The organism is Sphaerisporangium sp. NPDC049457 (assembly GCF_055586705.1).
Window position 1 is genome coordinate 277,740 of the sequence record NZ_JBVJHR010000003.1, and the last position, 26,304, is coordinate 304,043.

Below are 26,304 nucleotides of genomic sequence, written 5' to 3' on the forward strand. Positions count from 1 at the left end.
ACCTTAATTGGTCTGCCGGATGTGCACCTTGAGCAGTCTCCCGTTCGGGAGGCGAATATCGATTGTAGCACCTTCGGATTTCGATGCCGTACGCCACTGTATCTCAGTGCCGTCCGGCAGTTTGTACCGCTCTGGAATTTTCGCCCCATAGCCAGGCAGCGACTCGCCATCCTTGGTCCACTTGTCGAAGAGCGCCCTCAGGTCATCTTCGGAGTCCACCAGGCGAACATGGCTCTGCCTGCCACGGCCGAGCTTGTCGAATTCATCCGCCAAATCATCCCAGCCGCAGCTGCAGGCCTTCGCCAACTTCTCTACGGTTCTTTCCGCTGCCTTCAGCTCATCCTTCGATCTCAGCCACCCCTTGAAGGCGGCGATGGCTTTGTCGGCATGTTTCCAGATCGACTTGGCGAGCTTGACGCCCTTCTTCCACTTCCAGGGCAAGGCGTACTTGGCACCCAGTTTCGCTGCCAGACCGCCTGCGAGTGACCCGAGAATATTGAGAGCCGTCTCACCGCAGGAGTCCAAGTCCCCGGTGGTCAGACAGCTGATGCCGGCGGTGATGCCGAGTTCGTCCGCAGCGATCTTCCCCAAGGCGAGGAGTGCATCGAGGAGTTGCTTCTGCCAGTCGCGGACCTTGTTCTTGGCGACGGCGGCCTTGTACTTGGCGCACGCCAGGCTGTTGGGTTTGCTGCATGCGCCGGCGTTGCCGTTGTCGGGTTCAGGCCGAAGACCTGTGGGGTCGGAAAGCCCGATCGGATTGTCGCCGGCATAACTGTAGGGGTTCGCCCACTGCGGTTTGGTGAGATCCAGAAGCGGATCCGTGGTGACGAATTTGGCTATGGTGGGGTCGTAGTAGCGGGCGGACAGATAGTTCAGGCCGGTGGAGTCGTCTTCGACCTTGCCGAGGAAGCCGTGGTCGGTGAAGGGCAGGTCGTCAATACCGCGGCGCTTACCGTAGGGCAGGTAGCGTTCCCGGTTCACCTCACCGGTGGTGTCATCGATGGCCAGCTGCTGGCTGCCCTGGAGTCCTGATGCCAGCCACTTCAGACCTGCGCCGCCGCTGCGAAGAGCGACGATGGATCCGTCAGGGCCGGTGTAGTACCGCTTGCCAGTGAGCTTGCCGCCCGCAAGCTCGACTTCCATTGGGCCGAGGTAGAGGGTGATTTTCCCGCCCGGATCACGGCGGATAAGACGCTCACCGTCGGCGCCGTAAACCATCCCGGTGTCCTGGCCGTCGACGGTAGCTCTGTCCAGCTGACCGAGTTCATTCCATTCGAAGGCGGCCGTCCTACCCGCCACAGAACGTGTTTTGAGCTGGCCGGCGTTGTCGTAGGTGTAGGTGTCGGTTCCGCCGCCGGGCCGGTCGATGGAAGCGACCGCGTTGGGGCGGACCGCCGTGGCGCCGGCAGCCGGGTAATGGTAGGTGGAGAGCCGGCCGTTGTCGGTCAGTGTGGTGAGATTGCCTACCGCGTCGTATCCGTACTGCTGCTTGTAGGGGTCGATGCCCAGGCCGTCAGCCCCCGTGACACCGCCCGCACAAGAGGAGGCGGTGGTGGTCCAGGCGGCCGAGAGTCGGCGCAGCCCGTCGTAGGAGAAGCATTCCGACTGGCCTGTCGTACCGCCCGGGACGATGGAGGCTGAGTCCAGAACCCTGGTGATCTGACCGGAGACATCGTAGAAGTACTGGTCGTCTTGTGCGATCTGAGGGGTGCTGGTATCGGCCTTGGCGGTTGTGGTGACCCGCGACAGCCTTCCAGTGGAGGTGTCCCAGCTCAACGCACGTTTGATACTGCCACCGGCTCCGTAGGACCGCTCGGCCAGTTGGGCGGTGGGGGTGTACCGAGTGTCCTTGATGTAGGTGAAACCGCCGCCGTAGTCGGAGGTAAGCCCTTTGGCGAGCCCTAAACCGGTATAGGTCGATGTCACCTTCTCGGCAGGTAGTCCGCCGGCTGCCGGCATGCCGATCTCGACCTGTTCCCCTGCGGTGTCGTAGCTGGTGGTGAAGGTGTACTCCCCAGCCAACAGGTCCTCGGAGGAAGGGATGATGAGGGTTGAGCCGGTCGAGCGGCCCATTGCGTCGTACCCGTTCACCCGGGTGGTGTAGGCGTCACCGCTGACGTAACGGGTTGAGGAGGCCAGTTTGCCCTTGGCTGGAGTGTCGTAGGTCCAGGACGACAGATTGGTCCCGGTGTCGACGTCTCCAGCCCACAACGCGGTTCTGCGGCCGAGGTCGTCGTAGCTGTAGGAGAGCTTTTGACCGTTACCGTCCTTGGTCCAGCTCAACCGTCCGGCCGCGTCGTAGTGCTCCTCACCGTCCCCCGCATCGGGATCGTGAGAGTTGGTTCGCCGGCCAAGCAGGTCGTAGATGAAGCTACGGACGTTGCCGCTAGCGTCCACCATCTTGGTGAGACGACCGTCGACATCGTAGGTGTAGGAGGTGTCCCTGTGAGCCGTGGCGTCGGACCACTCCTCGATTTTGACAATCCTGTCGTCGGTGTCGGTCCAGTAGACGCTCTTGCCGCCCACGGGTGGTTGCAGTTCATACCGATCGCCGAAGTGCTTGGTACTGGTCCGGCGCAACTCGGTCGCGCCGGTGTATGCCATCTGTGCGGTCGCTCGTTCAGCACCGTCATAGGTGGTCTTGGACCACTGGGGCAGGCTGGTGAAAGCAGGATTCAGTAGCCCAGTGCCCGCCGCTTGGGCGTTATGGACGGGCTGAGAGACAGCGGTCGTGAGACTGCGGGCATCGTAGGCGGTGGCGGTGACGATCCGTCCACCCGCTGGGGATGTCGACTGCTGCTCACGGACCCGGCCGACCCCGTCGATGTACGTGTACTGAGTAACCCAAGCGGCCGTGCCGCCTGCGATGGACTGCAGCTTGTTCAGCGTCGTCCTGAGCGGTCCGGTCGGCTGGCCAAGGTTGCCGTCATAGGGCACGGTATAGGCGATGGTCGCTGCGGCAGTACCACTGCTCTTGGGCTGCTGCGGAGTCCACAGCGCGCTGGTCCGGCCGAGCGAATCGTAGTCGATCAACGTGTCGTTGCCGTTGGCGTCGCGCGTCTTGACCGGCTGACCATGAAGTGCTGACAGCCAGCTGGTCGTCGTATGGTCGAGCGGATTGGTCGTCACCACACCGTTCACAGGCCACCCGGTCGGCGGGATGTAGTCGAACCTGGTGGTCTTGTTCGCCGCGTCGACGGTCGAAGTCATCCGGCCATAGCCGTCGAACCCCGTGCCTGTGGTCGCGTATTCGGTGTCGCTGCTGTAGACGCGGGTCTGGGTGACGTTGCCGACCGTCGGAGTGTTGCTTGTGGGACTGGTGGCGCCGTCGTACATCGTCACCGTCCTGCCGAGCAGAGTGCCGGTGGTGCAGGTGTCGCCGGCTCGGCGTTCGACGGTGGCCGGGTAGTCGAGCAGCCATTTGGCGGTGTTGCGGGCGTAGATGGTGGTCGTGCAGGTGTTGTCGGTGGCGTCGCCGGTCTGGCCGTAGTCGTTGACCTTGGTGGGCAGGCCGTAGGAGTCGTAGGCGGTGCGCTGGTCGGTGTAGCGGAAACCGCTGGTGACCGCTTCGCGGGTGACCTGGCGGGTGGTGTTGATCAGCAGCGGGTCGTAGATGCCGGGGCCGTCACCGGTGGACACGGTGGTGTACTCGTACCGGGTGGAGCCGACCTCGACGTAACCGCCCAGGGCGGGACCGCCGGGGGGCGTGGGGGTGGGGGTCGGCGTGACCGTGGGCGTGACGGTCGGTGTCACCGTGGGAGTCGGCGTCGGGGTCGGGGTGACGGCGCAGTTGCCGAGGTCTTTCCAGACGTTGGTGACCACCCCGGGCTCGGCACTGACGGTGGCCTGCAAGGCTTCCCAGTGATGGTTGACCCAGGTGACCCGGGCGCCCTTGGAGTAGGAGGCGAACCGCTGCCAGGTGGAGTAGGTGCAGGCGAACAGGGTCTTGTTCGCGGGCACGGCTCGCGCGCCGAGCAGGTCGTACAGGCCGCTCAGCAGGGTGCGGGCGGGTGTGAGGGCGGCGGTGATCAGGCGGACGCCGCTCGGCCCGGTGATCGCCTGCCCGTCCGGCGTTCCTGCGGCGGCGAGGGGTTGCGGGCGGGCGCTGGAAGCCTGCGGCGGGGCGACGGGGCCGGCGGCGGCCGGGTGTGCCGCGGCCGGGGCTGCGGCTGCCGCGGCGGAGGTGGTGCCGTTGATGGTGGTGGCGCGCCAGGTCTGTTCTTGCAGGGTGCGGCCGGCCAGGACCCGGCGGTCGTTGTAGGTGTTGCCGTCGAAGTCGGTGACCTGGGTGTTCTTGGTGGTGCCGTCGGCGCGGGGGTCGTCGTACATGCCGCGGTAGAAGGCGGTGGTGGTGACGCTGTAGTCATCAGGGCTGGTTCCTGCGCCCTTGATGGTGCGCACGGTCTGATAGCCGCGGAACTCGTCCCAGTCCTCGGTGAGCACCTTGCAGTAGCCGCTGACCGGTGGGTTGCAGACGACTCCGGACAGCGTGGTGGCGCGCATGTAGTTGAAGGGCCGCGCCCACGCGGGGGTGCCCAGGTACTCGTACCGGACGGGCATGTCGGGCGAACCGCCGACCAGGTCTTTCTCGACGGTCTGGGTGACCAGCCACTTCAGGTACACCGCGCGACTGGTGCGGGAGATCCCGTTGGAGTCGTAGTAGGTGCCCAGCGTGGCCAGGTAGCAGTCGCGGGCGCCTGTGTCCCAGCCGGTGGTCGGGTAGCCCGACGGGTAGGGGCACGGGTTGGCCTGGCCGTAGAAGACGTCCGTGCGCCCGCCCAGCCCGTTGTACACCGAGGAGATCCGGGGCATGCGCAGCCGGGCCTTGCCCTGGGCCTCGTCGTAGTCGGCCCGGTTGTCCAGCAGGGTGGCCTCGAAGTCCACCGGCGGCATGGCGATGTCCGGGCCGTCGCCCGCCAGGCCGACCGGGCGCAGGGTGTCCAGCCACAGCACCGGCCCGGCCGGCGGCAGCCCTTGGAGGATCTGGGTGTAGACCCACTTGTAACCGGCCTCCAGCCGGTACACCTGATCCCACGCGCCGGTGGCCGGGTTGTACACCGAGGTCACGATGGTGTTCAGCCGCTTGGAGATGTAGAACGCCGGACCGGGGGTGTCACACGGCCGGATCACCTCCGGCGAACCCGACGGGCAGTCCAGATCGGTCGGGGTGTCGTTGTCCCACGGCACCCCTGACGACGGTGGCTGGCCACGGTCGACGGTGTTGAACACGACCTTGGCGGTGTGCGCGGAACCGGCCACGCCTGTGTTGCGGCCGTAGGCGACCTGGGCCAGGTAGCCGCCCCGGTCGTAGGCCACCCGGAACGGCGTCGGATCCCACACGCTGCTGGGCTGGCACAACGCGCCGACCGTCTTGCAGTACCAGTTCTGCTCGCGGGTGTAGGTGTAGTCGACCACGTTGCCGTTCGGGTCGACCTGCTGGTCCAGGTTCCACCGCCAGGTGGCGTTGCACAGACCCGGCGTGCCGCTGGTCGAATAGCTGGACCGGCACGGCTCGCCGGTGTCATCCCCCACATAGGCGGTCTGCCAGTTGGCGTCCCGGGTCGCCCCGAACCGGTAGGAGGTGCCATCGACCGTGGTCACCACCCAGGACGACAACCCCGAGCCGGCGTCCACCACATAGGAGACCTTCCACCCGTAGTCCTCCACCGTCTTCCACCCGCCGGTGGCGCGGTCCTTCACGATCGCCGAGGACTTGCCGTCCACCGACAACGTCAGATGCGAGGTGGTGTAGTCGGTGGTCGCCGAATCCCCGTCGTTCTCATCCGGCGACTCCCAGCACAGATGCTTCCAGTTGCGCTGGTCGGGGTTCTTGTTCGTCTCGGCGATGTCGTCCGAGCACGGCCGGAACCGCCGCTCGACGAACCCGGTGGAGACCTCCCAGCCCATGCCCGCCACCGAGGCCTGGTTGTTGGTGTAGTTCGTCAGGCTGTCGATCGCCGAAGAGGAGTACGACAACGCCAACTCGGGAGCCTCACCGGCAACCGGCGGCGGCACCGGGATCGGATAGGAGTAGGAGAACCCGCCACCCGACAGGCCCACCTGCCACGACCCGGCCGCCTTCAAATCGGTGGCCGCGAAGTTGGTCGTCCCCGACCCCGGGTCTCCCGCCGCCGCGGTCGCAGCGAGCACGTACACGCTCCCGGCGGCCGGCGACCCGATGGGGGCGGCATCCACATCGGCGATCACCTGGCGGGAGGAAGCGTCGTTGCGAGACGGGATCACCCGCGCCCTCTCCGCCGCCTTCACGCACCCCGCGTCCGGACGCGTCAACAGCACACACGCCGGCATCTCGACCAGCCCCAGCCGCGACGCCGCCCCGTGCGGCAGTCCGGCGGCGAAGCCCGAGTAATCAAGTCCGATCCGCACCCTGCCTGGCGAGGCGGCACCGTCGGCCCGGCCGACCCGCACCCCCACCCCCGTACCGCCCAAGCGCCGCACCAGCTCCGCGCCCAGCGTCTCCACTCGCACCTTGGCCGCAGAACCCGCTCCGGCCTGGGCCACCGACACCGGCAGGCCCGCGACCTTGGCGGTCGTGGTGCCGACGGCCACCTCGGCCGTTCCCTCGCGCGGCCACACCGGCGCGGGGGCCTTCACCGCCGGAGGCGGGGCATCCTCGACCCCCTGCACATCGGCGACCCTGCGGATCGCCCGGCCCTCCACCGACCGCTCCTGCGACACCGCGTCCAGCGACGGCGACACCAAGTCGGTGATCACTCCGACAGTGCTCGCGAGCAACACCACGGCGACGAACGCGAACAACCAGATTTGAGCACGCTGAAGACGCACGCCATACCCTCCGGAACAACCCCGTCAACCCGTGGCGCCACAGCTCAGCGACACAAATAAAGCCGACATAAACGAATCAAACGCGGCCATCTTCATTAAAAGCGAATGGCTCGTCAATGCGGGCGTCCGTCGTTCCATCACCACACTCAGTGATGGCAAGGCCGCGAGCAGCGGACATCGGCGTCCGGTAATGGACTTGGACGGTTCATCGTGTCGACTTTCCGCCAGTCCACCGGAACACCTTGACCAACGAGCCGGTGTGGTCTCGCCACCTGATCGGCAGGTGGTTCAGGAGTCACGGTGGCGCTCCGGCGTCGCGAGGCCGTCGACGCACTGCGGGACCTCGGCCGGGGTGTCGGTCGCGAAGGCGGCACGCTCGGTCCACGCCCCCGGCCCGAACGCGATCACGCGACCGCCCACAGGCAGGACCCGTCCCGTCGACGGCGGCGCGCACGACCACGCCTAGGCGTCGTGCCCGGGCATCGTGCCCGGCGGCCGGTGCGGGGCGTAGCTCACCTCGCCGAAGTCGACCGACGGCCTAGTGCACAACGGGCGAGCGTTCACGGCGGACGGCGGGCCCAGTCCGATCGTGCGTGCGGACCCTCCCGACCGGCGTCGTGAACGGCTGCGGCGTCCGGGCGGTGGAGGTCAGTAATTCTCGCAGACCGAGCAGTGGGTGAGGCCGGTGGCCTCGGCGTCGGCGCGGGACATCGTCTCCAGTGTCGCGGCGTCCGAGCCCTTGATCAGCGGGCAGTTGGCGCTGTGGTAGCGCCGGGTGCCGGGGATGACCTTGACGATGCCCGGACGGGGACGATCGCCGGCCGGGTTCTTGTCCGGCGCGCCCGTGGAGCCGTCTTCCTTCTTTCCCGGCCTGTCGTCGCCCTTGCCGGACCCGTCGCCTGTCTTGCCGGACCCGTCGCCTGTCTTGCCGGACCCGTCGCCTGTCTTGCCGGACCCGTCGCCTGTCTTGCCGGATACGCCGCTCGCTGACCTGCCGGCGGACGCGGCGCGCTCCTTCTCGGCCTCGGGAGAACCGATGGCGGGGAACATCGCGGTGTCGGCCGACTCGTCGTCGGAGAGGTCGTCGTCCTTCGCGGCGGCGGTGTTCCCGCCGCTCGCCGCAGAGCCGGTGGAGGGTTTGGCCGTGGCGGTGGGCTTGGCCGCGGCGCTCGCCGGCCTCGTGCCCGATGCCGTGGTCGTGGGGTCGCCGGAGGGTTCAGGACGCGCGCCCTTCGCCGGGGCGCCCGGCCTGCGCGAGGTGTCGTCCGTGCGGGACGATCCGCCGAGCACGACCACGGACGCGTCGTCCCCGTCGGAGTCGCCGCCCGCGGACCGCCGCTCGTCGCCCTTGGGGGTCTTCGGGGTCTTGGGGTCGGCAGGCTGCCTCGTCGCCGGCTTGGCGGACTCGGCTTCGGACCTGGAGGCCTCGGTCGCGGGCTTGGACGGCTCGGCCGGCGGCTCTGGGCGTCTGAACGCCTGGAAGGGGGAGGACGCCTCCGGGAGCACCGGCGGCGCCGGAAGAGACACCGCCGGCCGGGAGGAGGACGCGGGCCCGGACGGGCGAGAAGTGGAGGAGGAGCCGGCCGCCGGGCGGGATGAGGAGGAGTCGGACGGGCGGGATGAGGAGGAGTCGGGGGAAACCGACCCGAGAGGGCTCCCGGCGCGCCCGGAGGCCTGCTCTTCCTGCTGCTCCTTCGCCGGCCGGCCGCGGAGATGCGACACGGGCCGGGTCTCGTCGGACCGGTAGCCCGACCCGGTCGAGGAGTCGCTGTCGGACCGGGGGCCGCTTGCGGAGGACGACGACGAGGACCGCGAGGACGAGGCGGTGGAGGCGCTGGAGGCGGTGCCGGAGGCGCCCGGAGTGGTGGGGGCTTTGCCTGCCACGGCGTTCGGCGTGCGGCCGGACTCTGGGGTGCTCTCGTCGTTCTCGTCGGCCTTGCTCGTGTCCCGGCCCTTGCCGGTATCCGTCGCCGCGGTCGTGCGGTCGCGCTGGGCGCCCGCTGGGCGGGCGGTCTCCTCGGAACGCGAGGCGGGCGGCTCGGACGAGCGGCCGGGTTCGGAGCGGAGGGCGGCCGTGCCGGAAGGACGGGCGGACTCCGGACGCGACGCGGACGGCTCCGCGGTGCGGGAGGACGAGGAGGCGGTAGACGTCCGTTCGGCCGGCGAGGAGGCGGTGGACGTCCGCTCGGACGGGGAGGAGGGTCCGGCGGGGGCGCCGGTGGTGGAGAGGCGGTCAGGGGTGGGGGGTGCGGAGGGCTTGTAGCCGTCGGGGAGGCAGGTGGTGCAGGCGCTGAAGCCTTCCTCGCGCGCCTCCTCGTAGGTGAGCTCCTCGGTGTCGCGCCCGGCCAGCTGGCGGCAGCCGGGCAGGTGGAACCGCTTGCGCCCGGGGACCACCAGGACGATCGCCCCGGGGGACGACCCGCCGCGCGCGCCCGCGGCGGCCGGCCCCCGGACCTGCCCCGGCACGGGGATGCCGCGCGCGCCAAGGGGGGTGGCCTGGTGCGGCATGGGCATGGGGCGGCCGAGGGGCGAGGACGGCCCGCGCGGAGGACCCGCGGGCGCGGCCATCATCCCGGATCGCTCCGGACCCACCGTCGCGGCGCTCCCCATCACGCCGCTGCCGACGCCTGCGCCGACCGGGGACATGGACGGGACCACGTCCGCCGGAGCGCCACTGGACGGGAACAGCTCGTGGCGCCGCAACAGCGCACCGATCATCAGGAAGAGCGCGGACAGCACGCTGACCACGATCGACCACATGACCAGGACCGCTGTCCCGGTCACCACGCCCGCGACCAGAAGGCCGAAGGCGAGGACGACCAGAATGGCGCTGACGTAGATCACAGGTGCTCCAAGACGCGGGTCGGTGACTGCCCTGACCCGTTACCTTAACGGCGGTCGTTGTGCGGGCCGTCAACTCCCTGGAAGGCGCCGGAGTGCTGGGAGGGCTCGGGGGCGAAGGGGTTGTTCGGGGCGCCCTGCAGCTGCTGCTGGCCACCCTGGGGAACCGCGTGGGACATGGCCGGAGCCCCGCCCATCTGCGCGCCCACGACGGGGAAGCCGCCGCTGCCCTCGGCCGAGACGTTGAGCTCGGCGAGCTGGTTCTCGAGGTAGAGCTTGAGCCTGCTGCGGTACTCGCGCTCGAAGCTGCGCAGCTCCTCCACCTTGCGCTCGAGCTCGTCGCGGGTCTGCACCAGCGAGCCCATCGCCTGGCGGTGGCGCTCTTGCGCGTCGCGCTCAAGGGTCTCGGCACGGGCGCGCGCGTCGCCGATGATCTGCTCGGCCTGACGGCGGGCCTTGCCGAGGATCTCGTCGGCCTCGCGCCGGGCGCGGGTCACCGTCTCGTCGGCCTCGCGGCGGGCGTCGGCGATCGCCTGGTCGGCGGTCTGCTGCGCCAGCGCGAGCACGCGAGCCGCGGTGTCCATGTTGTCCTCGGCCGGGGGCATGCCCATGTTGACGGGCACCGGCTCGGGCCGCATCGGCTCCGGCGGCTTCATCGGCTCAGGCTGCTGCATCATCATTTCGGGCTTGGGCTCGGCGACCGGTGCCGGCGCCATGCTCATGCCCATGCCACCCGGCACCTTGCCGCGCAGACACTCGGTGAGCTTCGCCCGGAGCTCCTCGTTCTCCTGGATGAGGCGGTCGAGCTCGGCCTCGACCTCGTCCAGGAAGGCGTCAACCTCTTCCTCGTCGTACCCCGGCCTGAGCCGGGTCGTACTGAACTGCTTGTTCCGCACATCAGCGGGCGTCAGCGGCATTTCGGTCTCCTTGGCGCGCTCGGAGTCTGTCCGGAGGACGGTACCCGATCAAAAACGAAGCGCGGACACGATTTGGATCATGACCAAGACCACAATGAACAGCACTGTGAAGCTTAGGTCAAAGGCCACCGTACCCAACCGGACGGGCGGAATGAAACGGCGGAGGAACTTGAGAGGTGGATCCGTCGCCGTGTACGTGACCTCCGCCAGCACCAGGACGACCCCACGGGGACGCCAGGAGCGGGCGAACGCCTGCACCGCATCAAAGATCATTCTGCCTATCAGCAGGACGAGGTAGATGGACAGGACGGTGACCAAGATGTTGCTAACGATCCCCACGGTCGCGTCCTGCCTCCATCCCGATCTGCCGACCTCGGTCCGGACTGGCCATGCGTGGCCGTTCACTGCTCATGGTGGAACTCTAGCTCTGGTTGAAGAACCCTCGTTCCGCGATTCGGGCCTTGTCCTCGGCGGTCACCTCGACATTGGCAGGGGACAACAGGAACACCTTGTTGGTAACACGTTCAATGCTGCCATGTAGGCCAAAGACCAGACCTGCCGCGAAATCAACAAGCCGCTTCGCGTCGCTGTCGACCATTTCAGTCAAATTCATGATGACAGGTGTGCCCTCGCGGAAGTGCTCTCCGATGGTGCGCGCCTCGTTGTACGTGCGAGGGTGCAGGGTCGTTATGCGCGCCAGATCGGTCGTACGGCGCTCCACGACGGCGGCCCCCGCCCGGGGGGCCGGAACGGCGCTTTCGACCTCTTCCTGACCCTCTTGGGGCGTTCCAAGCACCCGCTCGTCGCCGCGACGGCGCTCGACGTAGTCGTCGGTGTAGTCGTCGTCATCGGCGTAGTTGCCGTAGTCGGGGTAGCGGTCGTCCTCCACGAGACCGAGGTAGACCGCCATCTTGCGCATCGCGCCGGCCATCGCTACGTCGTCCTCCTGCTCATGGTCGCCGCACCCAAGGGCAACTTAAGGCACCGCTGTCGACCTCTGCTCGGATACATGGACATCAAGGTCCACTCGGGGGGACATTACCTGACGAAGGGCTTCCGGCGACCGAGCAACGCCGTACCGACACGCACGAGTGTCGAACCATGGGCTATCGCTTGGTCGAGATCTCCGCTCATGCCCGCCGAGATCACCGTGGCTTCCGGATGATCCGCCCGGAGATCTGATGAAAGTTCCGCCAGCCGGGCGAACGCCCTGCCGGGATCGCCTCCGAGCGGGGCGACGGCCATCACGCCGCCGAGGACGAGGCTCTCGGACGCCGCCACCGTCTCGGCCAGCGCCGGCAGTCCGGCGGGGACGACGCCGCCGCGGCCGGGGTCGTCGTCCAGCGCCACCTGCACCAGGCAGGTGACCCGCCGCCCCGCCTTGACCGCCTCGCGGCTCAGCGCCTCCGCCAGCCGGGGACGGTCGACCGAGTGGACCACGTCGGCGTACGACACGACCGACCTGGCCTTGTTGGTCTGGATCTGGCCGACGAAGTGCCAGGTCAGCGGCAGGTCGGCGCAGTCGCGGGCCTTGGGCGCCGCCTCCTGGTCGCGGTTCTCGCCGACGTCGGCCACCCCCAAATCGGCCAGGACGCGCACGTCCGAGGCGGGATAGGTCTTGGTCACCGCGACAAGGGTGATCTCGTGGCGTGCGCGCCCCGCGGCGGCGCAGGCGGCGGCGACGCGGCGTTCGACCTCGGCCAGGCCGGCCGCGATCTCGTCGCGGCGGGTGATGTTCGGGTTGTTCAAGGGGGTTCGATCACTTCGGAGGTGCGGGGCGTGCCGAGTGCCGGACGCCTGCGGGAACCCGGGCGGCGAGCGGAGCGGTCCGCGGCCGCGCGGGACGGGACGCCACCAGGCTACGCAAGGCGAGATGCGCGTGCCGCCGCTCCCCCGGGGGGAACGGCGGCACGCGCCGGGCTCACTTCAGGAAGTCAGGAACGTCCAGCTCCTCTTCCTGCTCCTCGAAGACCACCGGGCGGCGCCGGGCGGGCTCGGAGACGCGGGAGGTGATCGGCGTCGGCGGCTCGGGAGCCGGCCTCGGGATCGACACCGGCCCCTGTGACTGCTGCTCGCCGGGCGCGGCCTGGCCCGCCTGCGCGGCCGGGGCGGCCTGCGCGCCGTGGGCGGCCTCCGCCGCGGCGGGCTCGCGGGTGAACGGCGTGGCGGCCTGGGCGGACGCCGCGGCGGCCGGAGCCGCCGCCTCGGCGGGCGGCGCCGGGTCGGGCACCGCGGCCGGCTGCGCGGAGGGCAGCGGGCGCACGGGCGCGGGACGCTGCTCGGCCCGCGGCGGCTCGTTCTTGGGCGCCGCGAAGGCGGAGGTGGCCGGGCGGGACGGCTGGGCGGGCGCCGCCGGGGCTGTGGCCGGCCGCGACGGCGGCTGGGTGCGCGCCGCCGGCTGGGCCGCGGTCTTCTCTGGCGCGGGCTCGTCGAACCCGGCGGCGATCACCGTGACGCGGACCTCGTCGCCGAGGGCGTCGTCGATGACCGTGCCGAAGATGATGTTGGCGTCCATGGCGGCGGCGTTGGAGACGAGCTGGGCCGCCTCGTTGATCTCGAACAGGCCGAGGTCGGAGCCGCCCGCGATGGACAGCAGCACCCCGTGGGCGCCGTCGATGCTGGCCTCCAGCAGCGGGCTGGACACGGCCATCTCGGCGGCGGCGACCGACCGGTCGTCGCCGCGCGCGTGCCCGATGCCCATGAGCGCCGAGCCCGCGCCGGACATGACCGACTTCACGTCGGCGAAGTCCAGGTTGATCAGGCCGGGCGTGGTGATGAGGTCGGTGATTCCCTGCACACCGGACAGCAGCACCTGGTCGGCCGCCTTGAAGGCGTCAAGGACGCTCACCTGGCGGTCGGAGATCGACAGCAGGCGGTCGTTGGGGATGACGATGAGGGTGTCGACCTCGTCGCGCAGCGTCTCTATGCCGGCCTCGGCCTGCATCGCCCGGCGACGGCCCTCGAAACTGAAGGGCCGGGTGACGACGCCGATGGTCAGCGCACCGAGCGAGCGGGCGATGTTGGCCACCACGGGCGCGCCGCCGGTGCCGGTGCCGCCGCCCTCCCCCGCCGTGACGAAGACCATGTCGGCCCCCTTGAGGACCTCCTCGATCTCCTCGCGGTGGTCCTCCGCGGCCTTGCGCCCGACCTCGGGATTGGCTCCCGCGCCGAGGCCGCGCGTGAGCTCGCGGCCCACGTCCAGCTTGACGTCGGCGTCACTCATCAGCAGCGCCTGGGCGTCGGTGTTGATGGCGATGAACTCGACGCCCTTGAGTCCCTCCTCGATCATCCGGTTCACGGCGTTGACTCCGCCGCCGCCGATGCCGACGACCTTGATGACCGCGAGGTAGTTCTGCGGTGCTGCCACGACGAGGGGCCTTTCCGCTCGTTTACTTGCATTACGTGAAGCCCGAAACGGTGCCGGACCTTCTGGTTTAACTCTCACCCTCAAGTTGAGATTTAGAGTTATGTCAACCTGAGGAATGATACGGACAGTAGGGTTGCCCCTCCCCCAGGGTCAACTCACCGCGCCGCAAGCTCGTCCGGCGTGTCGCGCCCTGTCCCTTTCGCTCCCGCCGGAGGCCGTCCGGCTGTGGGGCTCGTCACTCGACCGTCACGACGTCCGGCGAGCTGACGTCGTAGGCGTCGGCCGGGCGTCGCAGCAGCGTGAGCGCCACACGGGCCTTGTCCTTGGTGCGATCGGCCCCACCCCACATGATCGTACGGCCGTCGGCCAGAAGCAACGACACGTCCTGTGTCGTCGTCGCGCGGATGGTGCGCACCATGTGGCGCAGGTCGGCCGGGAGCCCGGCGGCGACCGCGAGCGCGGCCCCGGTGGCGGGATCGCCGGGGGCGAAACGGCCGAGGCTCAGCGACGGCAGCCCGGCCGGGGCGGCGGCCCTGGCCTCGATCACGACGCCGTGCCGGTCGACCACGTCGGCCCTGCCCGCCGCGGGCACCACGGCCACCGGCCGGCGCTGGACGACGCGGACCTTCAGCGTGCCCGGCCAGGCGCGCTCGACGCTCACCGACTCGATCTGGCGCAGCGCGGCGATGCGGCGGCGGACCTGGTCGAGGTCCACGGTGGCCAGCGGCTGGCGGTCGGGCACCGCTGCGGCCCGGCGCACCTGGTCGGCGGCCGTCCCCGCCGCGCCGGAGACCGCGACGCGCTGGACGCCGAGGACGGGCGAGAAGAACACCAGCCAGGCGGCGGCCCCCACCACCCCGAAGGACAGCAGGACGACGAAGGCGGTGCGCCACGCCGACGAGCTCACCGTGAGGCGAGCTCGGCGACGATGTGCGGGCCCAGCTCGGTCACGTCGCCCGCGCCCATGGTGAGCACGATGTCGCCGGGGCGCGCCCGCTCGGCCACCAGGCCCGCGACCGCGGCCCGGTCGGGCGCGAAGGCGACGTGCTCGGCCGGCAGCGGCACCTTGCCCGCCACCAGCGCGCCGGAGACCCCGGGCTCGGGATCCTCGCGAGCGCCGTAGACGTCGAGCACGATGGCCTCGTCGGCCAGCCCGAGCGCGGCGCCGAACTCGTCGGCGAAGAAGCGGGTGCGGGAGTACAGGTGGGGCTGGAAGACGGCGATCACCCGGCCGGACGGCCCGGAGAAGCTGGCCACGACGTCGCGGGCGGCGCGCAGGTCGGCGGCCAGCTCGGTCGGGTGGTGGGCGTAGCTGTCGAAGACGGCGACCCCGGCGGCCTCGCCCTTGGCCTCGAACCGGCGCTTGGCCCCGGTGAAGGCGGCCAGCCCGTCGCGGAACTCGTCGAACGGCACGCCGAGCTCCTCGGCGACGGCCAGGGCGGCGGTGGCGTTCAGCGCGTTGTGCCGGCCGGGGACGACCAGCCGCACATCGCCCTTGCCCTCGACACTGAACACGACCCCGAACCCGTCGGGGGCGATGCCGGTGAGGCGGAAGTCGGCACCCTCGGCCTCGCCGTAGGTGCGCACGCGCAGGCCGCGGGCGCGGGCGAGCGGGACGAGCGCCGCGGCGCCCGGGTCGTCGGCGCAGACCACCAGGACCGAGCCGATGCGCTCGACGAAGCGGGCGAAGCTGTCGTGCACCGCCTGCGGGTCGCCGTAGTTGTCCAGGTGGTCGGCCTCGACGTTGGTCACCACGGCCACCTGGGGGGCGAGCATGAGGAAGGAGCCGTCGCTCTCGTCGGCCTCGGCCACGAAGACCTCGCCGGCGCCTTCGTCGGCGCCCAGGCCGGTGGTCACGAGCTGGCCGCCCACGCAGTACGACGGGTCGCGGCCGCACTTCTGCAGGGCGACGGTGAGCATCGAGGTCGTGGTCGTCTTGCCGTGGGTGCCGGCGACGGCGATGCCCGCGCGCCCGACCATGACGGCGGCCAGCGCCGCCGCCCGGGGGATGACGCGCAGCCCCTGGCGCAGCGCCTCGCCCAGCTCGGGGTTGGAGTCGCGGATGGCGGTGGACACCACGACGGTGTCGACGTTCTTGATGTGGGAGGCGGCGTGCCCGACGTGCACCGTGGCGCCGAGCTCGCGCAGCTCGGACACCATCTGGGAGCTGCGGGCGTCGCTGCCGGAGACCGCCACCCCGCGCTTGAGCAGGATGCGCGCGATGCCGGACATGCCGGCGCCCCCGATGCCGATGAAGTGGACGCGGCCGAGGTCGGCGGCGGCGACCGGTTCGATCAGTTTGACCAGGCTCATCGGCGGCCTCCGGCCGAGACGATCTGCATCACCTTGCGGGCCAGCACCGTGTCGGCGTCCTTTCGTCCGATGCGGGAGGCGGCGTCGGACATCTGCACCACCCGCTCGGGGTCGCGCAGGATCGGCAGCACGTGCTGGAGGATCCAGTCGGCTGTCAGGTCGGCGTTGTCCACCATCAGTCCTCCGCCGGCCTCGACGATGGGCGCGGCGTTGAGCTTCTGCTCGCCGTTGCCGTGCGGCAGCGGGACGTAGGCGGCCGGCAGGCCGACGGCGGTCAGCTCGGCGCACGTCATGGCGCCGCTGCGGCACAGCACGAAGTCGGCGGCGGCGTAGGCGAGATCCATGCGGTCGACGTAGGGCAGCACCACGTACTGCGGGTCGCCGGGCGGCGGCTCGACCTCGACGGTGTTCTTCGGGCCGATGACGTGCAGCACCTGGACGCCCGCCTGGCGCAGCACGGGCGCGGCGCCGAGCGCCGCCTCGTTGACGGCCCGCGCCCCCTGCGAGCCGCCGAACACCAGCAGCGTCGGCCGGTCGTTCTCCAGCCCGAAGTAGGACCTGGCCTTGTCGCCGGTGGACAGTCGGTCGAGCATGACGATCTCGCGGCGCAGCGGGATGCCGACGTACTCGGCGTGCGGCAGCGAGGCGTCGGGGTGCCCGGTGAAGACGTGCTCGGTGAGCCGGGCGCCGAGCCGGTTGGCCAGGCCCGGGCGCGGGTTGGCCTCGTGCACCGCGATGGGCACCCCGCGCCGCCTGGCGCCGAGATAGGCCGGGGTGGCGACGTATCCGCCGAACCCGACCAGCACGTCGGCCTGGACGCGGTCCATGATGCCGGCGGCCGCGTTGATCGCCCCCGCCAGCCTGCCGGGAACCGTGAGCAACTGCGGCGTGATGGCGCGCGGCAACGGCACGGCGGGCACCAGCGCCAGCTCGTACCCCCGCGCGGGCACCAGCCTGGTCTCCAGCCCGCGCTCGGTGCCGAGGCAGGTGATCCCGATGCCCGGATCAAGCCTGCGCAGCGCGTCGGCCAGCGCCAGGGCGGGTTCGATGTGGCCGGCCGTACCGCCGCCTGCGAGGACCACCCTCATGTCGGTCCTTTCAAATCCGCGTGCCTCGATGTCGGCCTGCGCCGCTCGGGACGGCGGACCCCCGCCGGCGGGCGACCCAGGCCAAGCCAGCTTAGAGCCCTCGCCGCGGGCCCGGGTCCACGAGCGGCCAGCGCGTCGGCCGCGCCGGGCTCGCGTTTGGCGAACGACAACAGCATGCCGAGCGCCGCGAGCGTCGGCAACAGGGCCGAACCACCGTACGACACAAGGGGCAGCGGGATGCCTGTGATCGGCAGCGCGCCGATCACCGCGCCGATGTTGACGATGGCCTGACCTGCGATCCAGGCCACCGCGGCGGAGGCCGACAGCCGGATGAAGGGATCTTTGACCCGGGAGGCGACGCGCAGCCCGGCGTACCCCAGCAGGCCGAACAGGGCGATCACCACGAGGGTGCCCATCAGGCCGAGCTCCTCGCCGAGGATGGAGAAGATGAAGTCGCTCTCGGCGTGCGGCACCCGGCCCCACTTCTGCCGGCTGCTGCCCAGGCCGAGCCCGAACCAGCCTCCCGAGCCCATCGCGATCTGCCCCATGGCGGCCTGGTAGCCGGTGCCGGAGGCGTTGCCCCAGACGTCCAGCCACCCTTCGATGCGGTCGGAGCGGTAGCCCTCGACGCTGATCATGATGACGGTGGCCATGGTGGCCAGGGCCAGGATGCCGCCGAACAGCCGCAGCGGCGCGCCCACCACCCACAGCAGCGCGAGGAAGATCAGCATGAGCACGACGGTGGTGCCGAGGTCGCGCCCGAGCATGACGAGGATCGCGATGATCGCGGTGCCGGGCATGAGCGGGAGCAGCAGATGGCGCCATTCGATCAGGCCGCCCTTGGCCCGGCGTGCCAGCAGGTCGGCCCCCCACAGCATCAGGCCGAGCTTGGCCGGCTCGGACGCCTGGACGGTGAACCCGCCGATGTCGAGCCACCGCTGGGCGCCGAGCTCGGTGCGGCCGATGAAGACCGTCATGATCAGGCCGATGATGGAGATGGCCATCAGGGGGTAGCCGGCGAGCCGGAAGAACCGGGGCGGCAGCCGTGAGCAGACCCACATCAGCGGCAGGCCGATGGCGACCGACGTCGACTGCTTCAGGAACCAGTAGAACGGGTTGCCGGTGAGCTGCAGCGCCTTGATGCTGGAGGCCGACAGCACCATCATCAGCCCGAGCGTGAGCAGCAGGGCGCTGCAGCCGAGCAGCAGATAGTAGGAGGTCAGCGGCCGGTCGAGCAGCTTGCCGAGCGCGGTGAGCCGCTCGTGCCCCCACCCGCGGCCCGCGGCGGCCGCGGGGTCGCCCGCGCCGCCGCCCGCGGCCCTGCCGTCGGCGTGCGGGGCGCCGGGAGCGCCCGGGGCGCCTGGGACGATGGCGGCGTCGCTCATCGCACGCCCGAGGTCGCCAGGCGGTGCACGGCTGTCGCGAACGCCTCCCCACGGGCTCCGTAGTCGGCGAACATGTCCAGCGAGGCGCCCGCGGGGGCGAGCAGCACGGTGTCCCCCGGGGAGGCCAGCCGGGCGGCTTCGGTCACGACACGGTCCATGACCCCAGTGTCTTGCCCCTCGACCTCCACGACCGGAACATTCGCCGCGTGTCGCGCCAGCGCCTCGCGAATTCGTGCCCGGTCGGCGCCCAGGAGCACCGCCGCGCGCAGCCGTCCCGCCGCCTGGCGCACCAGGTCGCCGACGTCGGCGCCCTTCAGCAGCCCCCCGGCGACCCAGACGACGGACGGGTAGGAGGCCAGCGACGCGGCGGCGGCGTGCGGGTTGGTGGCCTTGGAGTCGTCCACGTAGTCGACGCCGGCCACCCGGGCGACGTGGGCGATGCGGTGCGGGTCGGGCACGTGATCGAGCAGGCCCTGCCGCACGGCGGCGGCGGGCACGCCGTACGCGCGGGCCAGCGCGGCGGCGGCGAGCGCGTTGGCCACGTTGTGCGGCGCGAACGGGCGGACGTCGGCCAGCGTGGCGAGCTCCTCGGCGGCGTGGTCGGGGTCGTCGACGAACGCGCGGTCGACGAGCAGGTCCTCCACGACGCCGAGCTGCCCGCGCGCGGGCACCTCCAGGGTGAACCCGGCCGTGCGCGGCCCGCCGCCCGCCTGCGCGGCGTACGGGGCGGCCAGGCGGGCCGACCACGCGTCGTCGGCGTTGTGCACGACCACGCCCGCGCGCTCGAAGATGCGGCCCTTGACCCTGGCGTACTCCTGCATGGAGCCGTGCCAGTCGATGTGGTCGTCGGCGACGTTCAGCACGGCGGCGGCGTGTGGCGCGAGGGTGGAGGACCAGTGGAGCTGGAAGCTGGACAGCTCGACCGCCAGCACGTCGTAGGGCTGCTCGACGACCTCGACGATGGGCGTGCCCACGTTGCCGACGGCGGCCGCGGCGTGCCCGGCCGCCCTGAGCATGGCGGTCAGCATGCGCACGGCCGTGGTCTTGCCGTTGGTGCCGGTCAGCGCCAGCCAGGGGGCGGCGCCGGGGGGACGCCGCCGCCAGGCCAGCTCGACCTCGCCGATCACCTCGACGCCGCGCGCCGCGGCCGCCACCAGCAGCGGCTGGTCGGGGCGCCAGCCGGGCGAGGTGACCACCAGGGAGGCGTCCTCCGGCAGCGCGCCGCCGAAGTTCACCTGCGCCCCGAGCTCGGCCAGCTCGGCCGCCGCCGCCCGCTGCCGCTCTCCGTCGCGGGTCTCGACCACCACGACGCGCTCGCCGTCCCGCAGCAGGCTGCGCGCCGCCGCCACCCCGGAGACGCCCAGACCCGTGACACAGATGGTCATGCCTTGGGCATCCACTCGACGTAGAACAGGCCGAGGCCGGCGGCGGCGCAAAGCCCGGCGATGAGCCAGAAGCGGACCACGATGGTGGTCTCGGCCCAGCCCTTGAGCTCGAAGTGGTGCTGCAGGGGCGCCATGCGGAAGACCCGTCTGCCGGTCATCTTGAAGAAGCCGACCTGGATGATCACCGAGGCGGTGATGACGACGCACAGCCCGGCCAGGATGAACAGCAGGAACTGGGTGCGGGTGGTGATCGCCAGCCCGGCCAGCACGCCGCCGAGGGCCAGCGAGCCGGTGTCGCCCATGAAGATCTTGGCGGGCGGGGCGTTCCACCACAGGAAGCCCACGAGGGCGCCGAGGACGGCGGCGGCGACCACGGCCAGGTCGAGCGGGTCGCGCACCCAGTAGCAGTTGGGGCCGAGCTGGTTGAGGCAGCTGTTGCGCAGCTGCCAGTTGCCGATCAGCACGTAGGCGGTCAGGACGGCGCCGGTGGCGCCGCTGGCCAGGCCGTCGAGGCCGTCGGTGAGGTTCACGGCGTTCGAGAAGCCGACGATCATGATGAGCACCCAGATGGTGAACACCACGATGCCGATGGAGGGCCCGAAGTCGCGCAGGAACGACAGCCGCGTCTCGGCGGGGGTGATCGAGTAGGCGTTCTTGAACTGCACGACCAGGACCGCGAAGATGGCGCCGACGACGAGCTGGCCGAGCGCCTTGGCGCCGCTGCGCAGGCCGAGGCTGCGCTGCTTGTAGATCTTGATGAAGTCGTCGAGGAAGCCGACGGTGCCGAGCCCGGCCATCAGGAACAGCACCAGCACGGCCGAGGCCGTCGGCGGGGTCAGCGTGGCCAGGTGGGAACACGCGAAGCCGATCAGCGCGGCGATCACGATGACCGTGCCGCCCATGGTGGGGGTGCCGCGCTTCTCGTGGTGCCCTGAGGGGCCCTCCTCGCGGATGTTCTGCCCGTACCCCCTGCGGCTGAAGAGCCTGATCGCCAGCGGGGTGCCGAGCATCGACAGCAGCAGAGCCACCCCTGCGGCGACGAGGATGTCCCTCATCGGGCGTCACCGCCGAGCAGGGCTTCGGCGACCCGTTCGAGGCCTTCGGCGCGCGGCCCCTTGATCAGCACCACGTCGCCGGGGGCGAGCCTGGCCGAAAGCTCGGCGGCCGCCGCGGCCGCGTCGGGCACGTGGACGGCCTGCGCCCCCTTGGCGCCCGCCAGCACCGGCCAGGGGGCCTGCCCGACCACCCACAGCCCCGCGAGGCCCGCCTGCGCGGCGACCCGGCCGATCTCCTCGTTCAGCGCGTCGCTCTCGTCGCCCAGCTCGCGCAGGGCGGCGATCACGGCGTACTTGCGGCGGTCCTTGCCGAGCACCCCGAGGGTGTCGAAGGCGGCCCGCATGGAGTCGGGGTTGGCGTTGTAGGCGTCGTTGATCACGGTGACGCCGTCGGGGCGGTCGGTGACCTCCATGCGCCAGCGGCTGGCCGGCTCGGCGGCCGACAGCTCCTCGGCGATGGTCGCGACCGGCAGCCCCAGCTCGTAGGCGGCCGCGGCGGCCGCCAGGGCGTTCTGCACGGCGTGCGCCCCGTACAGGCGCAGCCGCACCCGCGCGGCGCCCGAGGGCGTGCGCAGGGTGAAGGAGGCCCGGCCGCGCTCGTCGGACGTCTCGTCCTCGACCCGCACGCCGGCCTCGGCCGAGCGCCCGAACCAGCTGACGCGGGCCTGGGTGCGCTCGGCCATGGCCCGCACGAACGGGTCGTCGGCGTTCAGCACGGCGACCCCGCCGGCGGGCAGGGCCTCGACCAGCTCGCCCTTGGCCTTGGCGATCTGCTCGCGCCCGCCGAACACGCCGAGGTGCGCGGTGCCGACGTTGAGCACCACGCCGACCTGCGGCGGGGCGATGCGGGCCAGGTAGGCGATGTGGCCCTCCTCGCGGGCGCTCAGTTCGAGCACCATGAAGCGGGTGTCCACGTCGGCCCGCAGCACCGTCAGGGGGTGGCCGATCTCGTTGTTGTGGCTGCCCGCCGGGGCGATGGTGGGCCCCATGCGGGCGGTGAGCCTGGCGAGCAGGTCCTTGGTGGTGGTCTTGCCCGCCGACCCTGTGACGCCGACGACGGTGGCCTGCGGCAGTTCGGCCACCGTGGCGGCGGCGAGGTCGGCGAGCGCCGTCACGACGTCGCCCACGACCACGCAGGGCGCCTCGACGGGCCGGCTCGCCAGCACGGCGACCGCGCCGGCCTGGCAGGCCTGGGCCGCGAAGTCGTGCCCGTCGGACCGTGCTCCTCTGATCGCCACGAACAGCGAACCCGGCTCGGCGGCGCGCGAGTCGATGAGGACGGGCCCGCGGACCACGGCGCGCGGGTCGGCCATGCCCGCGAGGGCGCCCGAGGTCACCTCGGCGATCCTCGCCAGCGGCAACGGGATCATTCGTTTTCCCTACTCTCCATACAAGCTGTCCGTGCGTGTCGGGAGGGCCGGCGCCTCGCACGGGGCGCCCGGCCCGGCTTTCGCATCAGCCTCGCACAACCACACCGGTCACATGTGGTCCCGTCTGCGGATGGCCTCCGCGACCACCTGCCTGTCGTCGAACGGCAGCACTTCACCGTCGACGTACTGACCCTGCTCGTGGCCCTTGCCGGCGACGACCACCACGTCACCCGGACCGGCCCGGCCGACGGCCAGGTCGATCGCGGCGGCGCGGTCGGGCTCGACGACCACGTGCGCGCGCTCGCGCGGCGGCACGCGAAGGACGCCCTCGTACATGGCCGCGAGGATGCGCAGCGGGTCTTCGGAACGCGGGTTGTCGCTGGTGAGGACCGCCAGGTCGGCCAGGCGCGCCGCGGCCTCGCCCATCATCGGGCGCTTGCCGCGGTCGCGGTCGCCGCCGCAGCCGAGGACGATGATCAGGCTGCCCGAGGTGACCTCGCGCAGCGCCCGCAGCACCGACTCGACGGCGCCCGGCTTGTGGGAGTAGTCGACGATGGCCTGGAAGCCGCGCGCGCCCGGCACGCGCTCCATGCGGCCGGGGACGCCGGTGACCGTCCCCACGCCGTGCACGGCCGTCTGCAGCGGCACTCCGGCCTCGACGAGGGTGACGAGCGCGCCGAGGGTGTTGGCGACGTTGAACGGGCCGGGCAGGGACACCGACACGTCCGCCTCGACGCCGCCGGGCCCGACCACCCTGAAGGTGCTGCCGTCGGAGCCCAGGCGCACGTCACGGGCCCGCCAGTCGGCCTCGGCGGCCCCGGCGGCGGAGAAGGTGGTGATCGGCACCTTGGCGATGCGGGTCAGCTCTCTGCCGTGCTCGTCGTCGATGTTGACGACCCCCGCGCGGCACAGTTCGGGGGTGAACAGCCTCGCCTTGGTCAGGAAGTAGTCCTCAAGGTCGCTGTGGAAGTCCAGGTGGTCCTGCGAGAGGTTGGTGAACAGCGCCACGTCGTAGGCCGCCCCGTCGACCCGGCCGAGGGCCAGGGCGTGGCTGGAGACCTCCATGGCGGCGGCGGTGACGCCGTCCTCGCGCATGAGCGCCAGCAACCCTTGCAGGTCGGTGGCCTCGGGGGTGGTGAGCGTGGGCGGGAAGACGGTGTCGCCGACGTGGATCTCGACGCCGCCGACGAGGCCGGTGCGGTGGCCGGCGGCCCGCAGCCCGGCCTCCAGCAGGAAGCTCGTCGTCGACTTGCCGCTGGTGCCGGTCACGCCGAGGAGCAGCAGGCCGGAGGAGGGCTGCCCGTAGACCCAGGCGGCGACCCGGCCGAGCACCGAGCGCGGGTCGGGCACCACCAGGACCGGCACCCCGGTCGCCACCGCGGTCTCGCGGCCGGCCGGGTCGGTCAGGATGGCCACGGCCCCGCCTGCGACGGCGGCGGCCGAGAAGGCGGCGCCGTGGGCGGTGGAGCCGGGCAGGGCGACGTAGAGGTCGCCGCGCTGGACCTGGCGCGAGTCGATGGTGACGCCGGTCACGGCGGCGAGCGGCGCACGAGGGCCGCCCGAGGGCGCGCCGAGCATGGCCGCCAGGCCGGAGAGCGGGCGGACCGGGCAGGTCTTGGGACGCATTGACGACGGGGGACGCACGGGCGAGAGCGTACCTTCCCCCGTCACCCGCCGGTGCTCATGCGCACCGATGGAGCGGTCGTACCGGTCGGCGGTATCTTGCGACTCTTCAACGCGAACGTCATGACATCCTTGAACACGGGTGCGGCGATCTCCCCGCCGAAGTGGCCGTTCTCCGGAGCCTGGAGCACTGCCAGCGCCACCAGCCGGGGCGCGTCGGCGGGAGTGAACCCCACAAACGTAGCGGTATATCCGCAATACCCCTGGCAGCTTTCGTCGTACCGCATGGCCGTGCCGGTTTTACCCGCCACCCGGTAACCCTTGATCGCGGCGAGGGAGCCGGTGCTGCCCTCGGCGCTGACCGCGGCCTCCAGCATGCGGGTGATGTCCTTGGCGGTGCGCGGGGTGATGACCCGGGTCTGCCTGGCCGGCTTGGCGGGGACGAACTTGCGGTGCTGGTCGATCGTGCCGGCGACGATCTGCGGCGTGACGCGCACGCCCCCGTTGGCGATGGTCTGGTAGACGCTCGCCATCTGCAGGGCCGTCACCGACACGCCCTGGCCGAAGGCGATGGTGCACCGCTGGCTGCCCGACCAGGTCTCGCGCTTGGGCAGCAGCCCGGCCTCCTCGCCGTAGAGGCCCGAGCCGGTCTTGGCGCCGAAGCCGAAGGCCTTCAGCATGTTGTACAGCGGCTGGTCGCCGACCCTGTCGGCCACCATGATGGTGCCGACGTTGCTGGACTCGGCGATGATGCCGGTGAAGGTAAGGTTCTCGGGCGCGTGCGGGTGGGCGTCGCTGAGCACCCGGTCGGCGCAGCGGTACTTGTCGGCGACCTCGAACACCGTCTCGGGCCTGACCGCCCCGGCCTCCAGGGCGGCGGCCGCCGTGATGACCTTGTTGGTGCTGCCCGGCTCGAAGACCTCCGACACCGCGCGGTTGCCCAGCGCAGGAGTGCGCTGCCAGTTGCCGAGATCCACCTCGGGGGCGTTCGCCATGGCGACCACCTGGCCGTTGCGCACGTCCATGACGATGACGCTGCCGCTGCGGGCGCCGGTGGCCTTGACCTGCTTGGCGATGGCCTCCTGGGCGGCCCACTGGATGTCGCGGTCGATGGTCAGCCGCAGGCCCCGCCCGGCGACCGGCTCCTGCTTGGTGCTGCGCGTCATGGGGATGCGCTGGCCGGTGCCGCCGGTCTCGACGGTCTGCTTGCCGTCCTGCCCGGCCAGCAGCTTGTCGTAGACGTGCTCGAAGCCCACCAGGCCGTGGCCCTCGTCGCCGACGTAGCCGATCACCCCGCCGGCGAGGTTCCCGCCCGGGTACAGGCGCTCGTAGTGCGGCGTCGCGGCCAGCCCGTCGATCTCGAGGTCGAGCACCTTCGCGGCGGTCGCCGTGGGGACGTTGCCCGCCAGCAGCGTGTACCGCGTCTTGGGCCGGGCGAGCTTGGCGGCGATGACGCCCTTGTCGACGCCCAGCAGCGGGGCCAGCGACGCGGCGACCTGGTCGCGCTTGTCCGCGGGCACCTTGCTCGGGTCGGCGGAGATCGCGCGGGCCTCGACCGTGAGGGCGAGCTCGTGGCCGTTGACGTCGGTGATGGAGCCCCGGCGCGCGGTCAGCGTCTCTTCCTGGACGCGCAGCCGCTCGGCGCGGGCCTCGAACACCTTGGAGTCCAGGCCCTGGAGCTGGACCAGCCGCCCGGCGAACAGCGACAGCACGACGGCCATGCCCATCAGGCCGATGTTGATGCGGCGCGAGGGGTTGCCCAGGCGCAGCGGGGCCGGCGGGCGGGGCGTCCAGGTGATGCGCAGCCCGGGACGGCGGGGGTCGTCGGGGTCGAGCGGGCGGCCGCGCGGCGGCACCCGGCGTGGGCCGGGCCTGAACGGGGGCCCGGCCCCCTCGCCTCTGGCCGCGCCGCGCCGGAGCGGACGCGCCGAGCCTTCGCCCCTGGCGCCGCCCGGCCTGAGCGGGCGCCCGGAGCCGCCCTGCCGCCCGCCCGGGACGCCGGCGCGTCCGCCCGCTCCCTCGGAACGACCCGAACCCCCCGTACGACCACCACCGCCGTCGGAACGGCCGGAACCCGCCGCACGACCACCGGAACCGTCGGTGCGGCCGGAGCCGCCCGCGCCCTCGGGACGGCCGGAACCGCCCGCACGGCC

Annotated in this window: 16 protein-coding genes; all 16 read right to left on the reverse strand. The window is 71.3% G+C overall.

The window, feature by feature from the left end; translation table 11 throughout:
- Positions 1–3: 3 nt before the first annotated feature.
- The 16 genes from ACZ6QO_RS07230 to ACZ6QO_RS07305 all read right to left on the reverse strand — a co-directional run bounded on the left by ACZ6QO_RS07230 (position 4) and on the right by ACZ6QO_RS07305 (position 25,878).
- On the reverse strand, positions 4–6,807 hold the full coding sequence (locus ACZ6QO_RS07230) for an RHS repeat-associated core domain-containing protein (protein ID WP_465848519.1): 6,804 nt from the start codon (positions 6,805–6,807) through the stop codon (positions 4–6).
- Between the two features lie 648 nt (positions 6,808–7,455).
- Complete coding sequence (locus tag ACZ6QO_RS07235; RefSeq protein ID WP_465848520.1) at positions 7,456–9,651, reverse strand: hypothetical protein; 2,196 nt, start codon at positions 9,649–9,651, stop codon at positions 7,456–7,458.
- Positions 9,652–9,695: 44 nt separating this feature from the next.
- Positions 9,696–10,565 (reverse strand): DivIVA domain-containing protein, encoded by an 870-nt coding sequence (locus ACZ6QO_RS07240; RefSeq protein WP_465848522.1) that lies wholly within the window; start codon positions 10,563–10,565, stop codon positions 9,696–9,698.
- Between the two features lie 48 nt (positions 10,566–10,613).
- Positions 10,614–10,904, reverse strand: coding sequence for a YggT family protein (locus ACZ6QO_RS07245; RefSeq protein ID WP_465848524.1), 291 nt, complete (start codon positions 10,902–10,904; stop codon positions 10,614–10,616).
- A gap of 82 nt (positions 10,905–10,986) precedes the next feature.
- The gene (locus ACZ6QO_RS07250) at positions 10,987–11,496 is read right to left on the reverse strand and encodes a cell division protein SepF (protein ID WP_380851027.1); all 510 of its coding nucleotides are present in this window, start codon (positions 11,494–11,496) and stop codon (positions 10,987–10,989) included.
- Positions 11,497–11,603: 107 nt separating this feature from the next.
- Positions 11,604–12,314 carry a YggS family pyridoxal phosphate-dependent enzyme gene (locus tag ACZ6QO_RS07255; RefSeq protein WP_465848525.1) on the reverse strand — a complete coding sequence of 237 codons (711 nt, stop codon included), beginning with the start codon at positions 12,312–12,314 and terminating at the stop codon, positions 11,604–11,606.
- Positions 12,315–12,486: 172 nt separating this feature from the next.
- Positions 12,487–13,932 (reverse strand): cell division protein FtsZ, encoded by a 1,446-nt coding sequence (ftsZ, locus tag ACZ6QO_RS07260; protein WP_465848526.1) that lies wholly within the window; start codon positions 13,930–13,932, stop codon positions 12,487–12,489.
- Positions 13,933–14,167: 235 nt separating this feature from the next.
- On the reverse strand, positions 14,168–14,839 hold the full coding sequence (locus tag ACZ6QO_RS07265) for a cell division protein FtsQ/DivIB (protein WP_465848527.1): 672 nt from the start codon (positions 14,837–14,839) through the stop codon (positions 14,168–14,170).
- A complete protein-coding gene (murC, locus tag ACZ6QO_RS07270) occupies positions 14,836–16,245 on the reverse strand; it encodes a UDP-N-acetylmuramate--L-alanine ligase (RefSeq protein ID WP_465848528.1) in 1,410 nt (469 codons plus the stop codon). Before murC ends, ACZ6QO_RS07265 begins: the two co-directional genes overlap by 4 nt.
- Entirely contained in the window at positions 16,242–17,333 is a 1,092-nt protein-coding gene (gene murG, locus ACZ6QO_RS07275; RefSeq protein ID WP_465848529.1) for an undecaprenyldiphospho-muramoylpentapeptide beta-N-acetylglucosaminyltransferase, read from the reverse strand. Before murG ends, murC begins: the two co-directional genes overlap by 4 nt.
- Entirely contained in the window at positions 17,330–18,718 is a 1,389-nt protein-coding gene (gene ftsW / locus ACZ6QO_RS07280; RefSeq protein ID WP_465848531.1) for a putative lipid II flippase FtsW, read from the reverse strand. Before ftsW ends, murG begins: the two co-directional genes overlap by 4 nt.
- Positions 18,715–20,103 carry a UDP-N-acetylmuramoyl-L-alanine--D-glutamate ligase gene (murD, locus tag ACZ6QO_RS07285; RefSeq protein ID WP_465848532.1) on the reverse strand — a complete coding sequence of 463 codons (1,389 nt, stop codon included), beginning with the start codon at positions 20,101–20,103 and terminating at the stop codon, positions 18,715–18,717. The genes ftsW and murD overlap by 4 nt, the downstream gene beginning before the upstream one ends.
- On the reverse strand, positions 20,100–21,158 hold the full coding sequence (gene mraY, locus ACZ6QO_RS07290) for a phospho-N-acetylmuramoyl-pentapeptide-transferase (RefSeq protein ID WP_465848534.1): 1,059 nt from the start codon (positions 21,156–21,158) through the stop codon (positions 20,100–20,102). Before mraY ends, murD begins: the two co-directional genes overlap by 4 nt.
- Complete coding sequence (locus ACZ6QO_RS07295; protein WP_465848536.1) at positions 21,155–22,528, reverse strand: UDP-N-acetylmuramoyl-tripeptide--D-alanyl-D-alanine ligase; 1,374 nt, start codon at positions 22,526–22,528, stop codon at positions 21,155–21,157. Before ACZ6QO_RS07295 ends, mraY begins: the two co-directional genes overlap by 4 nt.
- Positions 22,529–22,636: 108 nt before the next feature.
- Positions 22,637–24,154, reverse strand: a complete 1,518-nt coding sequence (locus tag ACZ6QO_RS07300; protein ID WP_465848667.1) for a UDP-N-acetylmuramoyl-L-alanyl-D-glutamate--2,6-diaminopimelate ligase — start codon at positions 24,152–24,154, stop codon at positions 22,637–22,639.
- 41 nt (positions 24,155–24,195) lie between these two features.
- Complete coding sequence (locus tag ACZ6QO_RS07305) at positions 24,196–25,878, reverse strand: peptidoglycan D,D-transpeptidase FtsI family protein (protein ID WP_465848668.1); 1,683 nt, start codon at positions 25,876–25,878, stop codon at positions 24,196–24,198.
- Positions 25,879–26,304 lie beyond the last annotated feature (426 nt).